Consider the following 22,778-nt stretch of genomic DNA (forward strand, 5'->3'; position numbering starts at 1 on the left):
CGAGCGCGCCCTTTCTCGTTGACCAAATATCTGTTCCAACGTAGAGTCCGACCGGACCGCCGTCAATCGCCGGAGGAACGATGATCGATTTCGCCGAGCAGGTCGCCGTGGTCACCGGGGCTGGCCGCGGGCTCGGCCGTGTGTATGCGCTCGAGTTGGCGAGGCGCGGAGCATCGATCGTCGTCAACGACCTCGGCGCAACCATGCATGGCGACGGCCGGAACACGGCGGTCGCCGATCAGGTGGTCGAGGAGATCACCGCGTCCGGCGGCACGGCCGTAGCGTCCTATGACTCGGTGGACAGCCCGGCGGGCGGTAAGGCGATCGTCCGAACCGCCGTCGACGCGTTCGGCCGGCTCGACGCGGTGATCAGCAATGCGGGCATCTTCAACTCCATCGCGTTCGACGAACTGACTCCCGTCGACTGGCGACGCATGCTTTCGGTTCATCTCGACGGTGCGTTCTACCTGTCGCAGCCCGCCTACCGGGTGATGAAGGGGCAGGGCTACGGGCGGTTCGTTTTCATCGCGTCGTCGGCGGGCGTGTTCGGTCAGCACCTGGAGGCGCATTATGCCGCGGCCAAGGCCGGCATTGTCGGCCTTAACAATGTCATCGCGCTCGAGGGTGAACCGCACGGGATTCGCGCCAATACCGTGCTGCCCTTCGGGATCTCCCGGATGGTCACCGAAACGCTGGGCGACCCGAAAGCCCTGGAGGACAACGGCTTCTTCGCCGCCATCCGTCCCGAGCTCGTCGCTCCCCTCGTGGTGTACCTGGCCAGCCGGGCCTGCGATGTCAGCCATCAGAACTTCTCGGCATGTGCGGGCCGGTTCGCCAGGGTCTTCATCGGGCTGAGCGAGGGCTGGCTGGCACCACGGGACGGTGATCCGACGGCTGAGGACATCGCCGGCCACCTCGAGGCGGTCGCGGCCACCGAGCCGTTCACCGTTCCGGGATCGATCTACGACGAGGTGTTCGCGGTGACCGGGCGCCTCGGCATGTCGGGCTGAATGTCACGGCTCGACTGGGCCTCGACATCGTTGACCAAAGATCTGTTCCACATTATCGTCGGGCGCGTAGACCGAGCGTAGGGAGCACCCATGGACATCGACGAGCTCCTCACGACCACCCGGTCGGCGCGCAAATCACTGGACCTCGACGCGCCCGTCGATCGTCGCGATATCGCGGACTGCCTGCGGATCGGGATGCATGCCGCCAACGGCTCGAACCAACAGAGCTGGCGTTGGGTGGCCGTATTCGACGAGAAACTCCGCGCGCGCCTCGCCGACCTCTACCGCGACGCCTATCTGCAGAGGGTCGGTGGGCAACTGGTCGCCGACCTGCTGCCGCCCGATACCCCGGGCAAGAAAATCCTGTCCTCGACCGAGTGGCTGGTCGAGAACATGGCGAAGGTCCCGCTTCTCGTAATCCCCTGCTACGAACCGTATCTGCCGCGCGTAGACGGCGACGAGTCCTTTTACCAGGCGACGCTGTACGGTTCGATCTTCCCCGCCGTCTGGAATTTCGCGCTGGCGCTTCACACGCGCGGCTACGGAACCTGCGTGACGACGTTGCATCTGACCCACGAGGCAGCGGTCCGCGATCTGCTCGGCATCCCGGAAAATTACGTCCAGGGCTGCCTTCTGCCGGTCGGCCGGCTGCGGCCCGGCGTCAGATTCCGTCCGGCCGAACGCCGACCGATCGCCGAGGTGGTCGCCGTGGACACCTGGGAGGGAACACCGCTGTGAACGAGAGGCTGCAGGCGTTGTGCGACCGGGCGGACATCTTCGACTGCATGCAGCGGTACGCCCGCGGGATGGATCGACGCGACCGCGAACTGGTGCGTTCGGCCTACCACGACGGCGCGGTCGACGAGCACATCGGTTTCGTGGGCCCCGTCGACGACTTCATCGAATGGGCATTCGCGTACCACGAGACACAATCCCGCTATCAGCACTACCTGCTGAACCACACCGCGGACATCACGGGCGACCAGGCGCACGCCGAAACGTACTATCTGTTCGTCGGCACCGACCGCGCCCCGGCAAACCACCTGACCGTCAACGGCGGCCGCTACATCGACCGGCTCGAGCGCCGGGACGGCCGTTGGGCCATCGCCGCGCGGGTCTGCGTCGTGGAATGGCACACCGAGGGAACGACGCTGATCACCGACGAGACCATGGGCTTTCTCGCCGACATCCTCACCGTCGCGCATGACCGAAGCGACATCTCCTACGAGCGCCCGCTGAACCCCGCTCGCATTCCATCCAGCTCGTGACCGCCGGCCCGCTACCGGCGCTTCCACCTCGGAACCCCGCCCGGTGGCCCAGTTCTGGTAGCGTTAACCAAACTTTGGGTCGGTTCGACCAAACAGGTGGACGGGAGCCTGGCGTTGGAGGTGTCGTGGGGCGTCGTGTGACGCCGAAGGCCGACCTCGCGAAGCACGCGGGCCATTCCTACGATGACGGCACCCGGCGGACCGAAATCTTGCAGACCGCAGCGTCGTTGATCGCCACGTCCGGGCTGCGTACGTCACTTCAGGAGATCGCCGACGCCGCAGGCATCTTGCCCGGCAGCCTGTATCACCATTTCGAGTCCAAGGAAGCGATCCTCGTCGAGTTGCTTCGGCGATACCACGAGGACCTCGATCGCATCGCCGATCAAGCCCTCGATCGGCTCGACGACCCCGCCCCACTGTCGGCGTTCGACCGGATCGTGGAGTTGGGCGCCGCGATCGCCCAGTGCGCGGTGACCCACAGCGCCGCACTGCAGATGACGTTCTACGAAACACCGACCTCGAATCCGGAACTGGCCGCGCTGGCCCAACAGCGCCCGGCGAAGATCCTCGAAGCGATGGTGCAGACGCTACGTGCCGCGCGGTGGAGTGGTTATCTGCGCCCGGACGTCGACCTGCCGGTCCTTGCCGACCGGATCGTCCAGTCGATGCGCCAAGTCGGACTCGATGTCATCCGGCACAGCGCAGGCGCCGACAAAGTCGCGGCCACGCTGTGCCGGATCCTGCTGGAAGGACTGGCCACCGTCCCGCCCAGTGACGCCGAACTCGATCGCTCCCCCGCGTTCATCGCCGCCGACGACGCGGTGAAGTCGTGGATCGAGGAGGATGAGAACGCGCCCAACGACAAGGCTTCACACGTGCGCGCGGTCGCCCGAGCCGAATTCGGGCGAAAAGGCTACGAGGTCACCACGATCCGCGACATTGCATCGGCCGCCGGACTCGGCACCGGAACGGTGTACCGCTTGATCGGGTCGAAAGAGGAACTGCTGGCCTCGATCATGCAGTCGTTCGGCGAGAAGGTCGCCGAGGTGGGATGGACGAGCGTGCTGCGGTCCGAGGCATCGGCGGTCGAGAAACTCGATGCGTTGAGCTGGATCCACACCAACGCGCTCGCCCACTTCGGCGACGAGTTCCGGATCCAGTTGGCATGGATGCGACAGTCTCCTCCGGACACCCCGAACATCGCATGGTTGTTCACCAAACGCGTCCGCCAGATGAAATCCCTTCTCACCGCCGGGATCCGCGCCGGCGAGATCGCGATCGACGCACCGTCGAACGAGACTTTGGCCCGCGTCGTCATCGGGGTCTCGTGGATCCCGGAGAACCTGCTCGACGATCTGGGCCCCCGCGCGTCGCAGATCCACGTCCGCGACACCCTGCTGCGCGGGGTCACCACGCGCGCGACGGCCGAGGACGCTAGCCGACGATGATCGGCAGCCTGCCCCAGCCTCGCACGCTGGACGTGTGGGCCATCGCGGCGTCCGCGTAGTCGACCTCCCACTCGGGCCACCGGCGCAGCATCTCCTCGAGTGCGACCCTGGCCTGCATCCTGGCCAGCGACGAGCCGAGGCAGAAGTGCAGCCCCTGCCCGAACGACAGATGCGATCCGCCGCGATGGATGTCGAATCTCTCCCCGTCGGGGTAGCGCCGTTCGTCGCGGTTGGCAGAACCGTTGAGCAGCAGCATCACCGAGCCCTCGGCGATCGCCTGCCCGTAAGCCTCGGTGTCGCGGGCGACATATCGGGCCTGCACCGGCGACGGCGCCTGGTAGCGCAACACCTCCTCGATCGCCCGGGGAATCAGCGAGAAGTCGTCGAGAAGTTCGCGTCGCTGATCGGGGTGCTCGGCGAGCATCTGAGCGATGAAACCGATCAGCCTGGTGGTCGTCTCGTTGCCGGCACCGGCGATCATGCTCGTGTAGGTCATCACCTCGATCCGAGACAACGGCCGCACCTGACCGTCGTCTTCGACCTCGGCGTTGAGCAATTGTGTCATCAGATCGTCCGACGGATGTTCGGCCCGCCACTCGATGTAGTCGGCGAACAGCTGGTAGGCGTTCTCGAACGTCGCCGCCGACACTGACTGAAAGCTCCCCTCCTTCAACCCAATCGACGCATCGGTGTTGTCGCGAATCTGCTGCTGTCCCTGCTCCGGAATACCCAGCAGGTAACCGATGGTCCGCATCGGGATCAGCGCCCCGAAGTCGCCGATCACGTCGAAACGGGAAGCACCCGTAAGGGAGTCGAGCGCACGCACGCAGAACTGGCGCACCAGGGGTTCGATGGCTTCCATCCGGCGCGGGGTGAAGACCTTCGACAGCACCCGTCGGTGAATGTCGTGAAGGGGAGGATCCTCGAACAGAATCACGCCCGGCGGTACGTCCACACCGCTCATGATGACGTCCATCGTGGTGCCCTTGCCCGAACGGTAGGTGTCCCAGTCGTGTAGCCCCTTGGCGACGTCGTCGTAGCGGCTCAACGCGTAGAAGTTGTACTTGTCGTTGTAATAGAGCGGCGCCTCGTCGCGCATCCTCTTCCAGATGGGGTACGGGTCGTCGTCGATGTCGAAATCGAATGGGTCGTAGTACAGATCGACGGTGTTGGTATCGGTCATCTGCTGCTCTCCCTTGTCATCGTCGGGGTCGCTGCCGCGTCAGCGGCGCGCCTCAGATATGGCCACGCGATCTCGGGTGGAATACCGCCGCACAGCGGTGACAGATTGAGAAACCCTCCTCCGCGGATGATTTCGCTCGCCTCCTCGGAGCTGATGATCCGGTGCGAAGTGTAGTGGTGACGCAACTCCTCCACATCGCGAGCCGCCGAGATGCCCGCCGAAGCGTGGTTGTCCGGATTCCACCGCGCATACATCTGGGCGTCGTGAAACAGGTGTTCGCCGATCTCTTCCCACGCCTCGTCGACGTCGTCGGCGACGAAGGTGACCGTCGGCGTGTCGGGCGGGGGCAGAAGCACACCGCGGGGCTCGTACCCGTGCTCGCGTGACGCGGTTTCGTACGCGTCCCGCATACCGGTCACGCTGCCGTTGGCCAGAAGACCCAGACCGTAACGTCCGGCGCGGCGCGCCGCCGCAAGGCTTGCACCGCCCCACATCAAAGTCGGCCCGCCGCGAGTGCACGGTGGCGGTGACACCATGATGCGGCGGTTGTCGTGCACGGTGGGCCGGCCGGTCAGCAGCGTCCGCAACAAGTCGAGATTCTCGTCGGCCAGCGCGCCCCGGCGCGACCGGTCGATACCGAAGTGCTCGAACTCCTCGGGCCGGTAGCCCAACCCGAATACATACGAAGCCCGGCCGTTGCTGAGAATGTCGAGCACCGCAACGTCTTCGGCCAGCCGGACGGGATCGTAGAACGGCAGTATCACGACCACGCTGAGCGCCAATCGCTCGGTACGGGCCGCGATCGCCGATGTCAACATCAGGGGTGCCGGCAGATAGCCGTCCTCTGATCCGTGGTGCTCGCACAGCACCGCCGCCACGCATCCGTGCTGCTCGGCCCACGCCGACATGTCGATTGCCGCCGCATACAGGTCGGTCGTCGCCGCACCGAAACGCGGTGCCCGCATGTCGAATCGGATCGAGAACATCGCTGACTCGCGCTGCTCACCCGAACGCGTGCCGGGGCAACGTGTTCGGCAGGTCCAGCGAACTCAGCAGACCGGCGGGAGCCGCCACCACGTAGGGAATCGCGTTGACCACGCGCATCGCGGTGGCGGCCATCGCCGCATGCCCCGCGCCGTGGCCCTCGGCGGCGCCGAGGTTCATCGCGCAGTGGATGTCGGGATCACCGTCGATGTCGACGCGATACGTGGCGTCGAACTCCGAGGTCGGCCAGTCCGGCGCCACGTCGCGTGCCATCCGGATGATGTGCTGGACGACGATGGCTTCCCGGCCGTTGACCACACCCGCGGCCCTGGTGCTCACCGCGCCACACATCCCGGCCTCGATCGTGCCGAACGCCACCTCGATGTCCCTGTCGGTGACGCGGCGGTCGAGGCTGCCGCGGACCTCCTCGACCTCGACGCCGAGACCCGCCGCGATCAGGTGGATCGGTGCCCGCCAGGCCATTTCGATAAATCCCGGAGTCTTCAGCAGCGGTTCGAAATCAAGCGGGCGTCCGAAGCCCATGCCGTTCATCATCACATCGGCCACCGGGTAGTGGTCATTGAGCGCGACCTCGGTGACGGTCAAGCAGCGGATCCGCTTCGACTGCGTGGCCAGCACCAGCGCGAGCTGATCGGAGCCGAAGCCGGGAAAGATCCCCGAGGCGTAGAAGGACGCGCCGCCTCTCTTCGCAGCCTCTTCCATCTGGTCGCGCCACTCCGGTGAGTAATAGGCGGGAGGATAGATCAAGGTGGTCGACGACGTCGACACGACATTGATCCCGGCCTCGAGGAGTTTCAGGTAATCGGGCACCGCCGCCGCGTCGCGTTCCGGTCCGCTCGCGGCGTACACCACGCAGTCCGGTTGCAGCGCGACCAACTCGTCTGCGTCATTGGTGGCTGCCACCCCGATCGGATCACCACCGGCCAAGGCCCCAGCGTCCTTGCCGATCTTCTCCTCGGAGTGCACCCACACCCCGACCAGCTCGAGGTCGGGCCTGCCCCGGATTGCGTCGATGGCGATCGATCCGACGCCTCCTGTCGACCAGACGACGGTCCTCAGCGGTGTTGTCACGGATTCTCCTGTGGGTCAAGTAGATGCGGCCGCCGTCGCGGCGCGTTCGAGATAGGGCCAAGCCAGCTCGGGCGGTAAACCGCCGCACAGTGGAAGCAGCGGAAGCGGCGTGCCGTCTTCGACATACGCGGCGGCCTCCTCGGGCGTGAAGATGCGGTACGGCCCGCCCGGTTCTCGCAGTTCGGCCACGCTCTGCGCCCTCGAGATGCTCGCCACCGAATCGTCGCCGTGCCGGTAGGAGGCGGCCATCACCGCGTCGTGCAGCAAATACGGCCCCAACTCCTGCCACGCCGCGTCCACATAGTCGGCGACGAAGACGGTCGTCGGCGCCCCCTCGCCGGGGAACTGCATGAGGCCGGGCTCGAATCCGTTGTCACGACACTCGTTCTCGTAGAACCGTTTCAACTCCTCAGAAGCCACCTGGGAGATGAAACCGAGCCCGTGCCGCGCGGCGCGACGGGCGGCGGCCCTGCTGCCGCCGGCGATAAGCAGGTACGGCCCGCCGGGAGTCGCCGGAGGCGGCGTGACCTGGACGCGGCGGCCGTCGATGTCGATCGGCTCCCCGGTCAACAGTCGCAACAGCTGCGCCAGCGACTCGTCGGCGACCGCGCCCCGCCGGCTCATGTCCACACCGAAGTGCTCGTACTCCTCGGCGCGGTGCCCGATGCCGAACGCATAGGAGACGCGGCCGCGACTGATGATGTCGAGCACGGCGATGTTCTCGGCCAGCCGGACGGTGTCCCAGAAGGTGATCGGCACGGCGGCCAGCATGATCGCCAGCCGGGTGGTTCGCGCGGCAATCGCCGACGCCAGGAGGTGCGGTGACGGCAGATGCCCGTCCTCGGTGCCGTGATGTTCGGAGAGCACGGCGACGACCGCCCCGCGCGTCTCGGCCCATTCGCACATCTGCACAGCGCACGCATAGAGGTCGGTTGCGGGCGCGCCGGCAGCGGGTGCGCGCATGTCGAAACGAAGCGTGAACATCAGCGCCGCAAGAAGGCCGAGGGATCCACGACGACCGACTCTAACCTAATTTTTGTTCTGGTTGCCGTTAATAGTGGATGCTATTCTCAGACCTGCGCGAGACATGGATCTCGCCCCCGTCGCGCTCTCCGAGGAGGATCGATGACCGGAGGCAAACACCGCGTGGTGGTCTGGTCGACCGGCGGAATCGGTTCCATTGCGATTCGCGCGATTTCCCAGCGACCCGACCTGGAGCTCGTCGGGGTATGGGTGCACTCCCCCGACAAGGACGGTATGGACGCGGGCGAACTCGCCAACGGACAGCCGATCGGGGTGGCCACCACCACGGACGCCGATGCGTTGATCGGGCTGCGGCCCGACTGCGTCGTCTATGCGGCCAGCGGGCCCGAACGTGACGCGCTCGCCATCCCCGACTATGTCAAGCTGCTCAACGCCGGGATCAACGTGGTGACGACGAGCACCACCCACCTTGTCAATCCGCACGCCTACGAGCCAGCCGAGTGGCGGGACCAACTGGCCGCGGCTGCCAAGGAGGGACAGGTCTCGCTGTACGCCTCGGGCATCGAACCGGGTTTCGTCGCCGATTACCTACCGCTTGTGCTCAGCACCCAGTCCTCGCAGATCGAGAAGATCCACGCCTACGAGATCGGCCTCTACGACGACTACGGCGTACCCGACATCATGGGCGACGCCTTGGGATTCGGGCGGCCACTCGACTACCAGCCGTGGATCTCCTTCCCCGGCGCCATCGCCGGCGAATGGCAGGGGCAGATCCGCATGGTCGCCGAGGCACTCGGCGTCGAGGTGCAAGAGGTGCGCGAGACGTTCGACCGCGCAGTGACCGAGCGGACGCTGGAGGTGGCGATGGGCACCGTGGAGGCGGGCACGTGCGGAGCCCTTCGGATGCAGGCCATCGGCATCGTCGACGGCCGTGAGGCGATCGTGATCGAACACGTCACCCGCTTGGCGCCGGATGTGGCACCGCATTGGCCGACACTGCCGAATGCGCTCGGCTATCGGATTGTGATCACCGGTCAGCCCGACATCGAGTGCACGATGGCAGCCACCGTCCGCGACCGCAAGGACGCGGCCATCGAGAGCATGACCTCGGGCGCGGGCGCGATGGTCGCCACGGCCATGCGTGTCGTCAATGCGGTGCCGTATGTCATTGCCGCACAACCGGGTCTGCTCAGCTCGGTCGAGCTACCCTTGACGATCCCGCGGCACGCATTCAACCCACGCGGGTCAGGGTGAACGGCATCTCGATGTCGAGCACCTTGTTGAATCCGCATGCGCCGCTGGGGCCCTCGGTCTTGTCCCAGCCGGTGTACTTGTTGGGATCCTGCGGGTAACCGAGCCAGAACACCCACGACTGCTTGCCCGGGTAGGCCGTACCGTCGATGCACGGTTCCCAGTCCGGCACGGTCCTGGTCACCTTCCACCGGCCGCTCATATACACCAGATCCGCGCTCCAACCCTGATCGCTCTCGACCCGACCAGTGCAATCCTGATACGTCGTGCATGTCGAGGTGATGGTCCACGTCTGGGTGACGCTCGCCTCGTCGTGGCGCGAGTCGTTGGTTGTCGCCCACCGGCCGTCGGAGAACGCGGTGAAGACGCCGTTGATCGCGACCTCGTTCTGCGCCTGCGCGTGAGGCGCGAAGTGGACCGCCGCGATGATCGTCACCGCGATCGTCCACGCCCGGATCACTGCTCTCCCTCGTAAATCAACTGCTGCCACGACTTCGGGCTCTGCACGAGATCGGTTTGGCGGCCGACGTTTCCGTCCGGCGTTGCATACTGGCCGGTCTGCGGGTCGTAGTGCGTGATGGCGACGGATGGTCCGTCCGCCGCACCGGTGGTAGCAGAACTCGGTGTTGCGGGCACCGTCCCGGGCGGAGGTGGCGAATCATCCGGCGGAGGCGGGCCTTGCGGCGGTGGCCCGTGTGGGATCGCCGCGTGCGGTGCGGGTGCACCGACGGCGCCCTGCTGATCTACCGGTTGCGACACCAGGGGCGGGATTGCGTTCGGAGGCAGCGACGGCATCTGCGCTCCGACTGCGAGCGGCGGAGGCGGGATCGGCGGCACCGCACCCGGCGGCAGTGGCGTGCCCTCCAGCGGGGCGAAGAGGTTCTCGTCGGCAGTGACCCGATCATCGGGCGGCACTCCCTGCGCGATCAGGTTGGGATCGATCGGGTAGGGCCCGAGCGAGTGCTGGCGCATCGCAAGCGGTTCGTAGGGTTTGTCGCTGTAGCACTGCTCGACGGTGGGCGCGCGTTTGCCGGGAACCCCCATGCACGGCGCGTTGCGCGCACCACGTACGACGATCGGCGAATCCTGCGGCAGCTTGCAGTAAATCCCGTCCGGCGTGTCGACCGTGGTCTGATCGTCCGGGCTCCGCCATTGCGAGGGTGGCAGGAAGCCAACGGTGCACGGGTTGGGGTCGGCCATCTGAATACGGAAGTCCCCCAGGGCGATGCCGGTGGGATTGTTATGGGGAGCCGACGACTGCACGTTGGCCACGAACGGCGGCAACAGCACAAGCACCTGCTCCAGCGAGGGGCGGTAGGTGACTGCAACCTGACCGATGGTGGTCATGTTGGCCAGCAGCACCGGCAGTGTCGGCTTGATCTGCTCGAGCAGGCCGGCGACCTCATCAACTGCGGCGGGGCCCTCCTCAAGCAGTGTGCGGAGCTGCGGGTCGTTGGCCACGACCTGACCGGTGATCCCGGCGAGGCTTCGCACCCACACCCGCAACGAGTCGGTCGAGCGGACCTGCGAATCCAGCAGAGGCACCGAGTCTTCGGCCAACCTCGCCGAGCGCGACGGGTCCTCGTTCAGGGCTTCGGAGAGCGTGGCCGACGAGTCCACCAGCGAACCCATGTCGAAGCCGGCTCCGCTGAACGCCTTGTACGATTCGTCGATCAATTCGCTCAGGCGACCCTTGGGGATGCTCGCGATCAGGGCGTTCACCTGCTCGAGCATCGGGCTCACCGGCTGCGGAATCGTGGTGTCGGACATGGCGATCACCGATCCGTCTTCCAGATACGGCGGCGACTCGGTGCGCGGAAGCAGCTCGACGTACTGCTCGCCGACGGCTGACACGCTGCGCACTTCGGCCTGCAGATCGGACGGGATTCTCGGCGAGGTGTCGAGCCGCAGCGTCGCGGTGGCCTGGGTGCGGGACACGTCCATCTCGGTCACCTTGCCGACCTGCACCCCGCGATAGGTGACGTTGGCGAACCGGTAGAGCCCACCGGAGGACGGCAACTCCAGTGTGACGGTGATCTTCCCAATGCCCAGCAGGGTGGGCACCTGCATGTAGGCGAACACCATTGCGACCACGCCGATGATCGACGCGATCGAGAAGATCACGAGCTGGATGCGCACCACCCGCGGCAGCATCAGCCACCACCCCCCGGTTCCCACGGTGCGGGCGCAGCATTGGGAATCGGGCCGAAGGGCGGCGAGGTGCCTACGCCCAGTGGGAATTTGGTGTAGTACGCGTCGTATCCGGGGTCATCCGGCGCGGGAATCAACGATGCACGGTTCTGCCCGAGCGCGGTGCCGAGCAGCAATCCACGCTTGAGCCGCGCGTTCGTCCAGTCCACCGTGACGAAGAGATTCACGTAATCACCGCGCACCCCGCGGTCGATCAAGTTCTGGCTCAACGGGAACGTCGGCAAGGCAGCCAGCGCCGTGTCAATCTCTGCGCCCACGTCGGCGAGCGCGCGCAGGGTCGGCTCCAAGTTCTGCAGATTCGTCACGAGGTCGGCCTGCGTGTCGTTGATCAAGCCGGAAACCGTATCGCTGAACTGCCCCAACCGATTCAGCGCGGTGGTGAAGTTGGGCCGTTCCCGGATCAGGACGTCGAGCGCGGGCGGAATCTTGTCGAGCGCGCGGGTGAGCAGCCGTTGTTCATCGCCCAACCGCTGCGAGAACCTGTTCAGCTCGTCGATGGTCGCGATGATGTTGTCGCGCTGTTGGTACAGGGTCCCGACGAAGGTGTCCAGCCGGGTGATCAAGTCGCGCACCGTTCCCTGACGTCCCGATAGCGCGGTGTTGAAATTGACGATGATGTCGCCGATCTGGCCCAGTCCCCCGCCGTTGACCACCGCCGCCAGGGACGACAGCGTCTGTTCCGTCGACGGATAGGTCGACGTCCTGTCGAGAGCGATGGTGGCGCCGGGACTGAGCCTGCCGCGCGGTTCGTCGCCGGGCGGTGGGTCGAGCGCGACGTGCATCGATCCCAGGAGGCTGGTCTGCCCCACCGTGGCCACAGCGTTGCCGGGCACCACGACCTCGGGCTTGACCGAGACCTCCAGGTCGATGTGCCAGCCGTGCAGCGTCATCTTCCCGACGCTGCCGACCACGACATCGTCGATCATCACCGGCGAATTCGACTCGAGGGTCCCGATATTCGCAAGTTCGACGTGGTAGACGTTGCTATCCGACCCTCGGCCCACCGCGCCCGGCAGGGGCAGCGAGTTGACCCCCTGGAATGAGCAACCGGTGACCGTCAGCAGGATGCTCAGGCCGACCGCCACCATCCGACGAGCCGTCATGAGGGAGCTCCACCGTGTGGGACCGGGGGCGCTCCCGCCGGCTGCGCCTGCAAGTACGGCACCGCCGGAGCCTGCGGGTTGGGCCGCTCGGCGGGCAACAACATGTCCTGCAGTGTCGGCGGACCGGGTGCTGCAGGCGCCGCGAGTGGTGCGGGCGGCATGCCCGGCGGCGGCGGTGGCGCACCCCAGCCAGGGGGCGGCGGCACGTCGCCGATTCCCGTGTAGGCCGACACCGCGGGCGGGGGCTCGGGCCGATCGTCGGGCGGCCCGCCCGCACCAGGCATCAGCTCCGGTTCGGAATACCGCAGCATGTACGGGGGCGGGTTCGACGTCAAGAAAAGGCTGAATGGGAACGGCACGTTGTTGATGCTCGCCGTGCGCAGGCCGGGCCCGAGGTACTGCGCGCACAACTTGCCGGTGGTGGGCGAGGTGACGTTCTGGAGCGCCCCGATCATGCCGCAGAAGGCCCACACCGGATTCGACAGGTTGTTGAGCACGAACACACCGCTGGCGGCGCCGGTACGCGGGTCAAACATGTTGACCGCGTTGGCGATCGAGTGCGGCGCGATATGCAGTACGTTCTCCAGTGCCATGCGATTGTCGACGAGGTTCTGGGTGACGTTGGCCAGTCGCTGAATCTGTTCGGCGGTCTGGTCTCGGCTGCCCCTGATGAACCGGGTCGTCTCGCCCACGACGTCGGACAAGTTCTTCAGCGCGGCGTCGAGATCGGATCGGCTGTCGTCGACGACGCTGGTCAACGTCGCGAACCTGTCCTGGAACTGCACGATCTGCTCGTTGCTGTCGCGCAGCGCGGTGACGAACGTCTGCAAGTGGTTGATGGTGTCGACGATGTTGCCGCTGCCGTCGGCGAGTATGCGACCGACACCCGAAAGCTGCGCAAGCGTTTGACGCAGTTTGTCGCCGTTGCCGCCGAGCGCGCCGGCCGCGCTGTCGATGAACCTGCCGACCGAACCAGTCGACATACCCTCGGCGGGGCCAAGGTCCGTTGCCAGGCGCATCAGCTGCTCTTTGACCTCGTTCCACTCGACCGGAACTGCCGTGCGGTCCAACGGGATAACGGCACCGTCGGCCATCATCGGCCCCGACTCGTAGGCGGGTGTCAGTTGGACGTACCGCGCCGAGACCAGGTTCTGCGCGACGATAACCGCCTTGGCGCCGGCGGGCACCCTGATGCCGTGGTCGACGACCAACCTCATCTCGGCCTGCGTGCCGACCGGTTTGATCGATTCGATGGAGCCCACCTTGACGCCGGCGATACGGACCTCGTCACCGGGGTAGATGGCGGTCGCGGTGGTGAAGTGGGCGGTGATGGTCGTGGGCCGCAACACGGTCTGCCGGAACAGGACCACGGCTCCCCCGACGAGCGCCACCGCCAGCGCCACAGCAAGCGAACGCTTCACCCAGATGTTGTTCATCGCCCCGGACCCCACTGCTCATGGGGCATCGGAATTCCGTTGTACGGGAACGGAAGCTCGGCGCGCGGCCCGGCATTGTCGGGCGGCTGGCCGGCGTTGACCCCGCGCCGGAACCCGAACGCATAATCGAAGAACGGCTGGAAAATCTGACCGAAGAAGATGTTGGGTATGTAGGCCTGGTAGTAGGGACCGTTACCGATCGTCTCGCCCAACGTGATCTGGAACTTCGCCAGCCCGGGAAGCGCTTTGGCTATGTTGTCGCGGTTGCGCTCCAGGATCTCGGTGACGCCGTTGAGCTTCTCCAATGTGGGGGCGAGCTGTTTCTCGTTGTCGGCGATGAGGCCGGACAGCTGCTTGGATAACGCCGATGTGTGCGCGAGCAGTTCGACGATGGCGTAGCGCCGCGCCGACAACACCGACACCAGGTCGTTGGCGTTCAGAATCAGCGTGCTCACCTGCTGGCTGCGGTCCGACAGGATCTCGGTGACATCGGCGCCGTTTGCGAGCAAATCCCCCAGCGTTTCGTCACGGTCGTTGATCGCCCTTGACAACCGGGTCAGCCCGTCGAACGCCGGGCCCAGCTGCGGCGCCACCTGGTCCAGGGTCGCGGCCAACGTATCCAAGGACTGGTTCAACGACGCGGTGTCGGTGCCCGCGGTGTTGCTCGTCAGCTCGCTGACCGCTTCGGTTAAAGAATACGGGGATGCGGTGCGCGACACAGGGATCACGTCCATCGGGTGCAGTGACCCCTCGCCCTTCGATTCCAGGGTCACGACCCGCTCGCCCAGCAGCGTTCCGGTCCGGATGTGTGCGGTGGTGTCCGACCCCAGCGACACCGAGCCGTCGACCACCATCGTCACCAGCGCGTTGCGCCCCTGGAGCGCAACGCCGGAGACGGTCCCCACCTTGATCCCCGAGATCGTGACGTCGTTGCCCGCCGCCAGCCCGCCGGCGTCGGTGAACTGCGCCTGATACCGCACCGCGGTCGCCCATGACACCAGTCGTTCGGGAGCGAGCCCGACGGCGATGACGAGGACGATCAGCACCACGCCGAGGATTCCGGCGCGGATGAGTTGTCTGCCACGGTATTTCAGCATCAGGGCTCGGCACACCTCCCGTTTTCCTGTTTGAGCCAGGGGAAGACGGCGGTGCGGCCCTGCAGGTCGGTCACCCGCCACTTGAGTTCGCAGATGTAGTAGTTGAAGAAGCTTCCGTACGACCCGGTACGGACCAGTTTCCGGTAGTTCTCGGGCGCCTTCTGCAGGCTCGTGTCGATCCGGTCCTTCTGGAAGTCGAGGTTGGGCGCCAATCGGGCAAGCTCATCGATGGTGCCCGCCAGCGGCGCGCGCGCATCGCTGAGGAGGTCGGCCACGGACGCCGAGCCGTTGTTCAGCGACTCGATCGCTGTGCCGATCGGGTCGCGTTCAGCCGCAAGCTCCGTGACGAGCTTCTCCAGGCGGTCGATCGTGCCCGAGAACTTGTCCCCCTCGCGATTCAGGGTCGTAAGCAGGGTGCGCAGATTGTCGATCAGCGCCTGGATCGTCTGGTTGTGCTCGGCAAGGGCTGAGGTGAATCCGGAGGTGTTGTTCAGCAGCGACTGCAGGGTGCCGCCCTGCCCCTGGAAGATCTGGATCAGCGACGCCGACAAGGCGTTCACATCCTCCGGATTGAGTCCCCGGATAACGGGTTTGAGGCCGCCGAGAAGGAGGTCGAGATCAAGGGCGCCCTGGGTCCGTTCGACCGGAATCTGTGAGTCGGGTGGCATCGGTGTTCCGTCGGGCCCCTCGATCAGCTCCAGGTATCGGTCGCCGACCAGGTTCAGGTACCGGACCGCGGCTCGCGTGCCCGTGGTCATGCGTACATTCGGATCGGCGTCGAAGCTGACCAGCACGGTTTTGTCGGGGCGTAACTTGACGCTGTTGACCGTGCCGACCCGCATCCCGGCCACCCGCACGGACTGTCCGGTTTTTAGCCGGGAGGCGTCGGCGAACACCGCCGTGTAATCCTTGGTGCTCCCGGTTTGGTATTGACCGAAGATGAAGAACAGCGATGCGGTAAGCAACGTCATCACGAGCGCGAAAAGCCCGAACTTGACCACGGTCGGCCGCAGCGAACGCCTCATCCCGGCATTCCGATCTGTGCTGTATTACGGGGCGGCCCAGCGGTTTCTGTGTCGGGGAACATGATCTGCTTGATGATGTCGGCATTGAGGACGATGCCCGGATAGGTACGTCGCCACGGATTGGTACCGGTGTCTGCCACCACATACGGTGCGGCGGTCTCGAACGGCAGCTTCGGCAGCCCGGTGCACTGCGGACCGCCCTCGGCGCCTGCCTTGGGCAGATCCAGAGGATAGCGATACCGCTCCTGCGCCCACAGGAAGCCGGCCAGCACCTCGACGCCCGGCGCTTTCAACGGTGGGAAATGCGCTGACTCGACTATGCCGGCCAGCGCACACCACAACGCCTGGTTGTATTCGTTGGTCAATGATGTGGTCGGGACCAACAGCCGCACGACGTCGGTCAGCGCCTGACGGTTCTGCGCGATCACCTCGTTGCCGACATCGGCGAGCCCGATCACGCTGACGAGCGCCGCATCGAGATCGTCTTGTTTGTCGACGATGGACTCGCTGATGGTCGCCGCGTTGTCGGCGATCGACACGAGATCCCCTGACGCGTCTGCGTATGCGCGAAGCGCTCCGGGAGCCAGTTCCAGATCGCGGTTGAGCGCCGGCAGGCTGGGCTCGAGCGTCGCGAGGTAGGAGTCGAGGTCGGAAAGCATCTTGCCGAACTTCTGTCCACGACCGGATACGGCTTGGGCGATCGCACCGAGCGTGGCATTCAGTTTCGCCGGTTCGATCGTGGACAGCACCGAGGTCAGCTGCTCGAAGACGGTGTTCACCTCGACCATCACATGCTGGGCCTCGATCACCTGACCGGCGCGCAGCGATTGGGGTGACGGCTCTTCGGGAAAGACGAATTGGACTTGTTTGGCGCCGAACACCGTTGGCGACGCGATGTCGACGAGCGCGTTGGCCGGAATCGCATCGAGCCGCGAAGGATCCATCGCCAGATGCAGTGCCGCCTCACCGCTGGGCAGTTCTTCGATCGCCTCTACCCGTCCCACCTGGACGCCACGGATTTCGACCTTGGCATCGGGATTCATCACCAGGCCGGCGCGCTGCGAGATCACGGTCACCGGAACGGTATCGGCGAAGTCGCCGCGAAATAGGCTCGCCGCCAAAGCGAACACCGCCACGAGTGCGGCGATCGACGCCAATCCGACGAGCGGGCGCAGCAGATAACGCTTCACCGATCGCTCCCGCGCTCATGCCCGAGGCGCTCCGCACCGCACCCCGCCGATCGTATGACAAGCCCGCTTTCCCCCCAGTGTGCGATCGAGGACGGTGCAGGACTTTACGCCGGAACATATCTTTGGGTCAATCGCTCCCGTTATCAAGCGGATTTTCTTAGTCGCAGATCCTCTCCCCGGTAGCGGCAAGGCCAATATTTGTTTGCTGTACAAGAATGACACACAGTTCACTGCACTTCAACAGGCAGAAATGGGACACTTCGGTGTTATCTGTCTCGCGCTCGTGACGTACGTGACCAGATTGTCAGGTAGGCGACCGTTGGGCTTGCATGGAACAATGATTAGGCCCACCGCGGGCATTATTCAGCGCAATGACAAGTCGACGGATACAACGCGTCGTCGACGATGCGACTCAATCGTGCCGTGCGACCGACGCCGCGCGAAGCCAAATGGCAATTATTACGAGAATAGAGACGGGCAGTCTTGGAAAGGCCGGCCCCTGTGATTCGGCGCGAAACGTGTTGGTATTTCGGGCGACTACTTACTGTCGCAAGCGTCAGTTGATCGACGCGGCGCGATCGAGGCGCCCCGCCTATTCCGGGAGCCGCAATTCGGGCTTTTCGACCTCTTCGATATTGACGTCCTTGAAGGTGATCACGCGGACCTGTTTGACGAAGCGGGCGGGCCGGTACATGTCCCACACCCAGGCGTCGGCCAACCGCAGCTCGAAATAGACCTCTCCGTCGGAGTTGCGCGGCACCAGTTCGACGCTGTTGGCGAGGTAGAACCTGCGCTCGGTCTCCACCACGTAGCTGAACTGGCCGACGATGTCCTTGTATTCGCGGTAGAGCGAGAGCTCCATCTCGGTTTCGTATTTCTCGAGATCCTCGGCACTCATCGCTCAGCTGTCCTTCATCTTGGTCGCTGCCCCCTTGTTGGCTCCCATTGTCCCCTATCCCGCTTCGTCACATTGCTCCGGTGGACCCACGTGACGGGAGTCAACCAGTTCGGTCACCACTCTGATTCCTGCCGCCGTGGCCACCCGGCGCACATTGATGAACGAGTGCCGGTGTTGGCTACAGGGCCCCAGCTCGGCCAGCGCCGCGCTGTGCGCCGGCGTGCTGTAGCCCTTGTGAAGCGCGAAGCCGTACCCAGGGTGTTCGGCTTCCATCTTCACCATCAGACGGTCGCGGCTGACCTTGGCCAGCACGCTGGCCGCCGCGATGCACGCCGCGGCCGCATCGCCGCCGACCACCGGAAGCGACGGCGCCGGCAGCCCGGGGACGCGGAAACCGTCGGACAGCACATAGCCCGGTCGCACGGACAGGCCCGCGACCGCGCGGCGCATGCCCTCGATGTTGGCCACATGCACGCCGCGGCGATCGACCTCATGGGAGGGGATGAACACCACGTGGTAAGCCAGGGCGTAACGCCGAATCAGGGGAAAAAGGCGTTCGCGCTCCTTTTCGTTGAGCTTCTTCGAATCGTCGAGCGCCGAGAGGCTCTCCAACCGATTCGGGCCGAGAACACAGGCGGCGACGACGAGGGGGCCCGCACACGCGCCGCGGCCGACCTCGTCGACGCCGGCGACCGGCCCGAGGCCGCTGCGGTACAGCGCAGATTCCAGGGTGCGCAGCCCCGAGGATTTCCGGATCACAGTGCGCGGAGGCCATGTCGCCGGCAAGAACAGCTCTCCTAGTGCGTCTGGCGTTTACGTCTGCGGGTTCTCGCTGCCCACGCCACCCCAACGGGAGGGGGGCCATGCGATGAACCGCGCCTTTCCGATGACATTGTCCACCGGGACGGTGCCCGCCGTCGGGTCGCCCGTGCACAGCAGACCCTTCTGGGCGTCGGCCGGGGTGTTGGTGCAGTGCGCGCGGGAATCAGCCGAGTGGGTGCGGTTGTCCCCCATCACCCACAACCGGCCTTCAGGCACTTCGACCGGCCCGAACTCATTTCCCAGGCATGGATAGATCGCGGGGTCCGCCTGCATGGTCTCGGGGTCCAGGTACGGCTCGTCGAGCCGCTTGCCGTCGACGGTCAACCCGGTCGCCGCTCGGCATTCCACCGTCTGGCCGCCCACCGCGATGATCCGCTTGACGAGGTCGTTCTCGTCGGGCGGGACGAAACCGACGACCGAGAGCGCGTTCTGCACCCATCGGATCGCGGTGTTGTCCGAGCGGATCGACCGGTAGTTGATGTTCCAGTTCGGCGGGCCCTTGAAAACGACGACGTCGCCGGGCTCGGGTGACGAGAACCGGTAGGTCAGCTTGTCGACCATGATCCGGTCGCCGGTGCAGCCAGGGCAGCCGTGCAGGGTCGGTTCCATCGACTCCGACGGAATCAGATACGGCCGTGCGACGAACGTGAGCATGACGTAATAGATGACGAGCGCGATCGAGATGAGGATCGCGAATTCTCGGAGCGCACCGCCCTTTTTCTTGGGCTTTTCCGTCTCGCTGTCCGGCTCGGCGGTCTCGGGCCGGTGCTCGGCTGATGATTCGTCGGGCTCTGAGGAACCGGTCACCGCATCAGGGTAGCCAGCGCCGTGCTCAGCCCCGCGCTGCTCGCGCTCCAAGGATCAAGCCCCGGCGTCGACAGCCGACCGGGACGTCAGCGCTTTTCCTTGATCTTGGCTTTCTTGCCGCGCAGCTCACGCAGGTAGTACAGCTTGGCGCGACGTACGTCACCACGGGTCACAACGTCGATGTGGTCGACGTTGGGCGAATGCACCGGAAAGGTCCGCTCGACGCCGACGCCGTAGCTCTCCTTGCGCACGGTGAAGGTCTCCCGGACACCGCCACCCTGGCGACGCAGGACCACACCCTTGAAGACCTGGATGCGCTCCTTGGAGCCCTCGATGACCTTGACGTGCACGTTGACGGTGTCGCCGGGACCGAAATCCGGGATGTCGTCGCGCAGTGATGTCTGATCGACGAAGTCCAGCGTGTTCATCGGTGACACTTCCTTGCGGTTGGCGGCTGCGGGCGCTGCAGTCACGTGGACGCCGTGACATGGCCTGCCGAGCCGATCTGATCGGGCGAATCGGGGTGTATCTCGCAGCGGGCGGAACGAGCCGTTCCCGGGTCCTGCACAGACAACTGCTCAATTGTGCCAGATGAGACCTGATCCAGCGAAATCGCACCGGGTCCGTCGGTCCGCGCCTCCCGACGTTACCTGGACAGGCGCCCCGGGTAGCCAGTGATTAGGGTTGACACCAGGGCCGAAGCGACGCGGCGGGCCCCGATTTTCTCATCCGGGCCATTTGAGGAGGGTCATGCAACGGCGGCCGTCTTTGCTGGTCAAGACGATCGCAATCGCCGCCGCTGCCATCGTGGTCGTCGCTGGGTACGAGACGCAAGCACACGACGCGCCATCGACCGTCATCGCGCCGCAGGGCGGCTCCGGACCGCTGCCCGAATCCCGGCCCGACGAGCCCGCCGCCTCCTTCGGCGGGCTCGTCGCCCGCACGCGCCAGGCCACCGAGCAGGCCGCCGAGGCCGGTGCCGACCTCTCCGTCGCCGTGCTCGACCGCAGTACCGGAACCTTTGTGTCCAACGGCAACAACGAAGCGATGCCGATCGCGTCGGTGGTCAAGCTGTTCATCGCCGACGACCTGCTGCTGCAGGAATCGCAGGGGAAGACCGAAATCCCGCCCGAGGACCGTAAGGCGTTGGATGCGATGCTGCGGTCATCCGATGACAGCGCGGCCGAGATCTTCTGGAATCGCGGCGGCGGCAGCGAGATCGTTTCGCGCGTCACCGCGCGGTACGGCCTGCGCGCGACCAGCACGCCGTACAACGGCCGCTGGTTCAACACCTTGAGCACCACGGGAGATTTGGTGCGGTACTACTCAGAGTTGCTCTCGGGCGGCGGCGGCCTACCCCCCGACAAGACCGACGTCATCGTGTCGAACCTGGCCAGGTCGACTCCGACGGCGCCCGACGGCACCATGCCCGGCGGTGTCTACCCGCAGCGGTTCGGCATCCCCGAAGGGCTCTACGAGGAGCGGGTGGCGGTCAAGCAGGGCTGGTTCTGTTGCTGGAACGGCGGAAACTGGGTGCACTGGTCCACCGGGGCGATCGGCACCGATCGTCGATTCGTCATGGCGATCGCATCGATGCAGCCCGCCGACGACGCCACCGCACGCGACACGATGACGCAGGCGGTCAAGACCATGTTCCCCGGCGGCCGAATCTAGTCTCGGCGTAGCAAGTTCGACGAAAGTCGGCCGAGAACCGCGAAAAGGGCACTTCGCGCCGCGAGAATCCGGCACGCTGCGTTGATGACTCCAGCTGGGCATCTGCCGACCATCTCGCGCCGGGCCGCACTCGGTGCATTCGGGCTGGGCGCCGCCGCCATGGCCACCGCGCCGCAAGCGGCGGGTCAGCTCGATCAGGGCTATGAGGCGATGCTGATGAAATGCATCGACCCTCGGTTCACCACCGAAACGTGGAAGTACATGTCCGGCCGCGGGTGGCAGAACAACTACAGCCAGTTCGCCTTCGCCGGCGGGCCGGTCGGCGCGGTGGCCCCGGCGTTCGCCGGCTGGCACGAGACGTTCTGGGAGAACCTCGCGATCTCGGTGGACCTGCACTGGCTGACGCGGTTGATCGGTATGGCACACCGCGACTGCGGCGCAGCGGCAGTGGCCTACGGCGACAGGGTGCTGACCGACAAGGTGTACGAGACAGAGATGCTGTCGGGGGCGTTGCGGGCATTCCGGGAGGAGGCCGGCCGGCGTCAGCCTGCCCTCGTCGTCGAACTCGGCATCATGGATCTGAACGGAGTTGTCGAAGTCGTCACCTGAGGCGCTCAGTCGAGCAGGTCGGGTCGACGCTCGCGGGTGCGCTCCAATCCTTGTTCGCGACGCCATGCGGCGACCTTGGCGTGGTCGCCGGAGAGCAGGACATCGGGTACGTCGAGGCCCCGCCAGCTGGGCGGCCGGGTGTAGCTCGGACCCTCGAGGATGCCTTCGGAATGTGAATCCTGTTGATGTGACTGCGGATTGCCGAGCACGTCGGGCAGCAACCGCACGACGGCCTCGATCATCACCAGTGCCGCCGACTCGCCCCCGGGCAACACGTAGTCACCGATCGACACCTCCTCGACGCGCATGCGGCGCGCCGCGTCCTCGACGACGCGCTGGTCGATTCCCTCGTAGCGTCCACATGCGAACACCAGGTGTTTCTCGGTTGCCCATGCGCTGGCGTCGGCCTGCCGGAACAGTCGTCCCGCAGGCGTCGGCACCACCAGAAGCGTTTGTTCCGAACAGATCTCGTCGAGTGCCGCGCCCCACACCGGCGCCTTCATCACCATCCCCGGTCCCCCGCCGTAGGGCGCGTCGTCGACCGAGCGGTGCACGTCATGCGTCCAGCGGCGCAGATCGTGTACCTCCAGTTGCACGATGCCGGATTCAATAGCCTTGCCGGGCAACGACTGCCGCAGAGGTTCGAGGTAGGCCGGGAAGATCGTCACAACGTCTATTCGCATCGC

The 22,778-nt window shown here is 65.6% G+C and carries 23 protein-coding genes; 7 read left to right on the forward strand and 16 right to left on the reverse strand.

All coding sequences use genetic code 11. The annotated features are described in order from the left end of the window. Positions 1-80: 80 nt before the first annotated feature. From A5759_RS12625 to A5759_RS12640, 4 genes are all read left to right on the forward strand, one after another. Positions 81-1,010 (forward strand): SDR family NAD(P)-dependent oxidoreductase, encoded by a 930-nt coding sequence (locus tag A5759_RS12625; protein WP_068197973.1) that lies wholly within the window; start codon positions 81-83, stop codon positions 1,008-1,010. A 90-nt stretch (positions 1,011-1,100) separates the two neighbouring features. Next, on the forward strand, positions 1,101-1,748 hold the full coding sequence (locus tag A5759_RS12630; RefSeq protein WP_068197976.1) for a nitroreductase family protein: 648 nt from the start codon (positions 1,101-1,103) through the stop codon (positions 1,746-1,748). Then, entirely contained in the window at positions 1,745-2,278 is a 534-nt protein-coding gene (locus A5759_RS12635) for a nuclear transport factor 2 family protein (RefSeq protein WP_231984620.1), read from the forward strand. The genes A5759_RS12630 and A5759_RS12635 overlap by 4 nt, the downstream gene beginning before the upstream one ends. Positions 2,279-2,403: 125 nt before the next feature. After that, complete coding sequence (locus A5759_RS12640) at positions 2,404-3,726, forward strand: TetR/AcrR family transcriptional regulator (RefSeq protein WP_068197979.1); 1,323 nt, start codon at positions 2,404-2,406, stop codon at positions 3,724-3,726. On the opposite strand, the gene A5759_RS12645 is transcribed toward A5759_RS12640, so the two are convergent. Genes A5759_RS12645 through A5759_RS12660 form a run of 4 tightly spaced genes read right to left on the reverse strand, consistent with a single transcriptional unit; the run spans position 3,713 to position 7,969 of the window. Further along, positions 3,713-4,909, reverse strand: a complete 1,197-nt coding sequence (locus A5759_RS12645; protein ID WP_068197983.1) for a cytochrome P450 — start codon at positions 4,907-4,909, stop codon at positions 3,713-3,715. The genes A5759_RS12640 and A5759_RS12645 overlap by 14 nt on opposite strands. Then, entirely contained in the window at positions 4,906-5,895 is a 990-nt protein-coding gene (locus A5759_RS12650) for an LLM class flavin-dependent oxidoreductase (RefSeq protein WP_068197985.1), read from the reverse strand. The genes A5759_RS12645 and A5759_RS12650 overlap by 4 nt, the downstream gene beginning before the upstream one ends. Before the next feature lie 16 nt (positions 5,896-5,911). Then, positions 5,912-6,985, reverse strand: a complete 1,074-nt coding sequence (locus tag A5759_RS12655; protein WP_068197987.1) for a dihydrodipicolinate reductase — start codon at positions 6,983-6,985, stop codon at positions 5,912-5,914. A 15-nt stretch (positions 6,986-7,000) separates the two neighbouring features. Continuing rightward, positions 7,001-7,969 carry an LLM class flavin-dependent oxidoreductase gene (locus A5759_RS12660; RefSeq protein WP_068197991.1) on the reverse strand — a complete coding sequence of 323 codons (969 nt, stop codon included), beginning with the start codon at positions 7,967-7,969 and terminating at the stop codon, positions 7,001-7,003. A 141-nt stretch (positions 7,970-8,110) separates the two neighbouring features. Here A5759_RS12660 and A5759_RS12665 point away from each other — a divergent pair, with 141 nt between their 5' ends. Then, on the forward strand, positions 8,111-9,223 hold the full coding sequence (locus tag A5759_RS12665; protein ID WP_068197994.1) for a dihydrodipicolinate reductase: 1,113 nt from the start codon (positions 8,111-8,113) through the stop codon (positions 9,221-9,223). Here A5759_RS12665 and A5759_RS12670 read toward each other — a convergent pair. From A5759_RS12670 to rplS, 11 genes are all read right to left on the reverse strand, one after another. Then, a complete protein-coding gene (locus A5759_RS12670; protein WP_231984621.1) occupies positions 9,201-9,680 on the reverse strand; it encodes a hypothetical protein in 480 nt (159 codons plus the stop codon). The two genes, A5759_RS12665 and A5759_RS12670, sit on opposite strands and share 23 nt — an antisense overlap. Further along, positions 9,677-11,374, reverse strand: a complete 1,698-nt coding sequence (locus A5759_RS12675) for an MCE family protein (RefSeq protein ID WP_068198342.1) — start codon at positions 11,372-11,374, stop codon at positions 9,677-9,679. Before A5759_RS12675 ends, A5759_RS12670 begins: the two co-directional genes overlap by 4 nt. Beyond that, on the reverse strand, positions 11,374-12,534 hold the full coding sequence (locus tag A5759_RS12680) for an MCE family protein (protein WP_068197997.1): 1,161 nt from the start codon (positions 12,532-12,534) through the stop codon (positions 11,374-11,376). The genes A5759_RS12675 and A5759_RS12680 overlap by 1 nt, the downstream gene beginning before the upstream one ends. Continuing rightward, positions 12,531-13,970, reverse strand: coding sequence for an MCE family protein (locus A5759_RS12685; RefSeq protein WP_068198346.1), 1,440 nt, complete (start codon positions 13,968-13,970; stop codon positions 12,531-12,533). The genes A5759_RS12680 and A5759_RS12685 overlap by 4 nt, the downstream gene beginning before the upstream one ends. Next, positions 13,967-15,067, reverse strand: coding sequence for an MCE family protein (locus tag A5759_RS12690; protein ID WP_066845150.1), 1,101 nt, complete (start codon positions 15,065-15,067; stop codon positions 13,967-13,969). Before A5759_RS12690 ends, A5759_RS12685 begins: the two co-directional genes overlap by 4 nt. Next, positions 15,067-16,092 (reverse strand): MCE family protein, encoded by a 1,026-nt coding sequence (locus A5759_RS12695; protein WP_068198000.1) that lies wholly within the window; start codon positions 16,090-16,092, stop codon positions 15,067-15,069. Before A5759_RS12695 ends, A5759_RS12690 begins: the two co-directional genes overlap by 1 nt. Continuing rightward, the gene (locus A5759_RS12700) at positions 16,089-17,282 is read right to left on the reverse strand and encodes an MCE family protein (RefSeq protein WP_369816192.1); all 1,194 of its coding nucleotides are present in this window, start codon (positions 17,280-17,282) and stop codon (positions 16,089-16,091) included. The genes A5759_RS12695 and A5759_RS12700 overlap by 4 nt, the downstream gene beginning before the upstream one ends. A 592-nt stretch (positions 17,283-17,874) precedes the next feature. Continuing rightward, positions 17,875-18,180, reverse strand: a complete 306-nt coding sequence (locus A5759_RS12705; RefSeq protein ID WP_064398671.1) for a DUF2469 domain-containing protein — start codon at positions 18,178-18,180, stop codon at positions 17,875-17,877. Between the two features lie 54 nt (positions 18,181-18,234). Then, entirely contained in the window at positions 18,235-18,966 is a 732-nt protein-coding gene (locus A5759_RS12710) for a ribonuclease HII (RefSeq protein ID WP_068198002.1), read from the reverse strand. 27 nt (positions 18,967-18,993) lie between these two features. Then, positions 18,994-19,809, reverse strand: a complete 816-nt coding sequence (gene lepB / locus A5759_RS12715) for a signal peptidase I (RefSeq protein ID WP_068198349.1) — start codon at positions 19,807-19,809, stop codon at positions 18,994-18,996. An 86-nt stretch (positions 19,810-19,895) separates the two neighbouring features. Beyond that, positions 19,896-20,237 (reverse strand): 50S ribosomal protein L19, encoded by a 342-nt coding sequence (rplS, locus tag A5759_RS12720; protein WP_064428397.1) that lies wholly within the window; start codon positions 20,235-20,237, stop codon positions 19,896-19,898. 322 nt (positions 20,238-20,559) lie between these two features. On the opposite strand from rplS, the gene A5759_RS12725 reads away from it, so the two are divergent. Beyond that, positions 20,560-21,483: a hypothetical protein gene (locus A5759_RS12725; protein WP_068198004.1), complete on the forward strand. Its 924-nt coding sequence runs from the start codon at positions 20,560-20,562 to the stop codon at positions 21,481-21,483. 84 nt (positions 21,484-21,567) lie between these two features. After that, complete coding sequence (locus tag A5759_RS12730) at positions 21,568-22,092, forward strand: hypothetical protein (protein WP_064428350.1); 525 nt, start codon at positions 21,568-21,570, stop codon at positions 22,090-22,092. Positions 22,093-22,097: 5 nt separating this feature from the next. On the opposite strand, the gene trmD is transcribed toward A5759_RS12730, so the two are convergent. After that, positions 22,098-22,775 carry a tRNA (guanosine(37)-N1)-methyltransferase TrmD gene (gene trmD / locus A5759_RS12735; protein ID WP_064428351.1) on the reverse strand — a complete coding sequence of 226 codons (678 nt, stop codon included), beginning with the start codon at positions 22,773-22,775 and terminating at the stop codon, positions 22,098-22,100. Positions 22,776-22,778: the final 3 nt, after the last annotated feature.

Origin of the sequence: Mycobacterium sp. 852014-52144_SCH5372336 (genome assembly GCF_001665615.1) — a bacterium.
GTDB classification, from domain to species: domain Bacteria; phylum Actinomycetota; class Actinomycetes; order Mycobacteriales; family Mycobacteriaceae; genus Mycobacterium; species Mycobacterium neumannii_A.

Coding starts and splice junctions, on each gene's coding strand:
- A5759_RS12675 (WP_068198342.1), bottom strand. CDS start 11,374: ATGCTGCCGCGGGTGGTGCGCATCCAGCTCGTGATCTTCTCGATCGCG.
- A5759_RS12680 (WP_068197997.1), bottom strand. CDS start 12,534: ATGACGGCTCGTCGGATGGTGGCGGTCGGCCTGAGCATCCTGCTGACG.
- A5759_RS12630 (WP_068197976.1), top strand. CDS start 1,101: ATGGACATCGACGAGCTCCTCACGACCACCCGGTCGGCGCGCAAATCA.
- A5759_RS12665 (WP_068197994.1), top strand. CDS start 8,111: ATGACCGGAGGCAAACACCGCGTGGTGGTCTGGTCGACCGGCGGAATC.
- A5759_RS12725 (WP_068198004.1), top strand. CDS start 20,560: ATGCAACGGCGGCCGTCTTTGCTGGTCAAGACGATCGCAATCGCCGCC.
- A5759_RS12685 (WP_068198346.1), bottom strand. CDS start 13,970: ATGAACAACATCTGGGTGAAGCGTTCGCTTGCTGTGGCGCTGGCGGTG.
- trmD (WP_064428351.1), bottom strand. CDS start 22,775: ATGCGAATAGACGTTGTGACGATCTTCCCGGCCTACCTCGAACCTCTG.
- A5759_RS12695 (WP_068198000.1), bottom strand. CDS start 16,092: ATGAGGCGTTCGCTGCGGCCGACCGTGGTCAAGTTCGGGCTTTTCGCG.
- A5759_RS12705 (WP_064398671.1), bottom strand. CDS start 18,180: ATGAGTGCCGAGGATCTCGAGAAATACGAAACCGAGATGGAGCTCTCG.
- A5759_RS12660 (WP_068197991.1), bottom strand. CDS start 7,969: ATGTTCACGCTTCGTTTCGACATGCGCGCACCCGCTGCCGGCGCGCCC.
- A5759_RS12690 (WP_066845150.1), bottom strand. CDS start 15,067: ATGCTGAAATACCGTGGCAGACAACTCATCCGCGCCGGAATCCTCGGC.
- A5759_RS12625 (WP_068197973.1), top strand. CDS start 81: ATGATCGATTTCGCCGAGCAGGTCGCCGTGGTCACCGGGGCTGGCCGC.
- A5759_RS12730 (WP_064428350.1), top strand. CDS start 21,568: ATGACTCCAGCTGGGCATCTGCCGACCATCTCGCGCCGGGCCGCACTC.
- A5759_RS12650 (WP_068197985.1), bottom strand. CDS start 5,895: ATGTTCTCGATCCGATTCGACATGCGGGCACCGCGTTTCGGTGCGGCG.
- rplS (WP_064428397.1), bottom strand. CDS start 20,237: ATGAACACGCTGGACTTCGTCGATCAGACATCACTGCGCGACGACATC.
- A5759_RS12645 (WP_068197983.1), bottom strand. CDS start 4,909: ATGACCGATACCAACACCGTCGATCTGTACTACGACCCATTCGATTTC.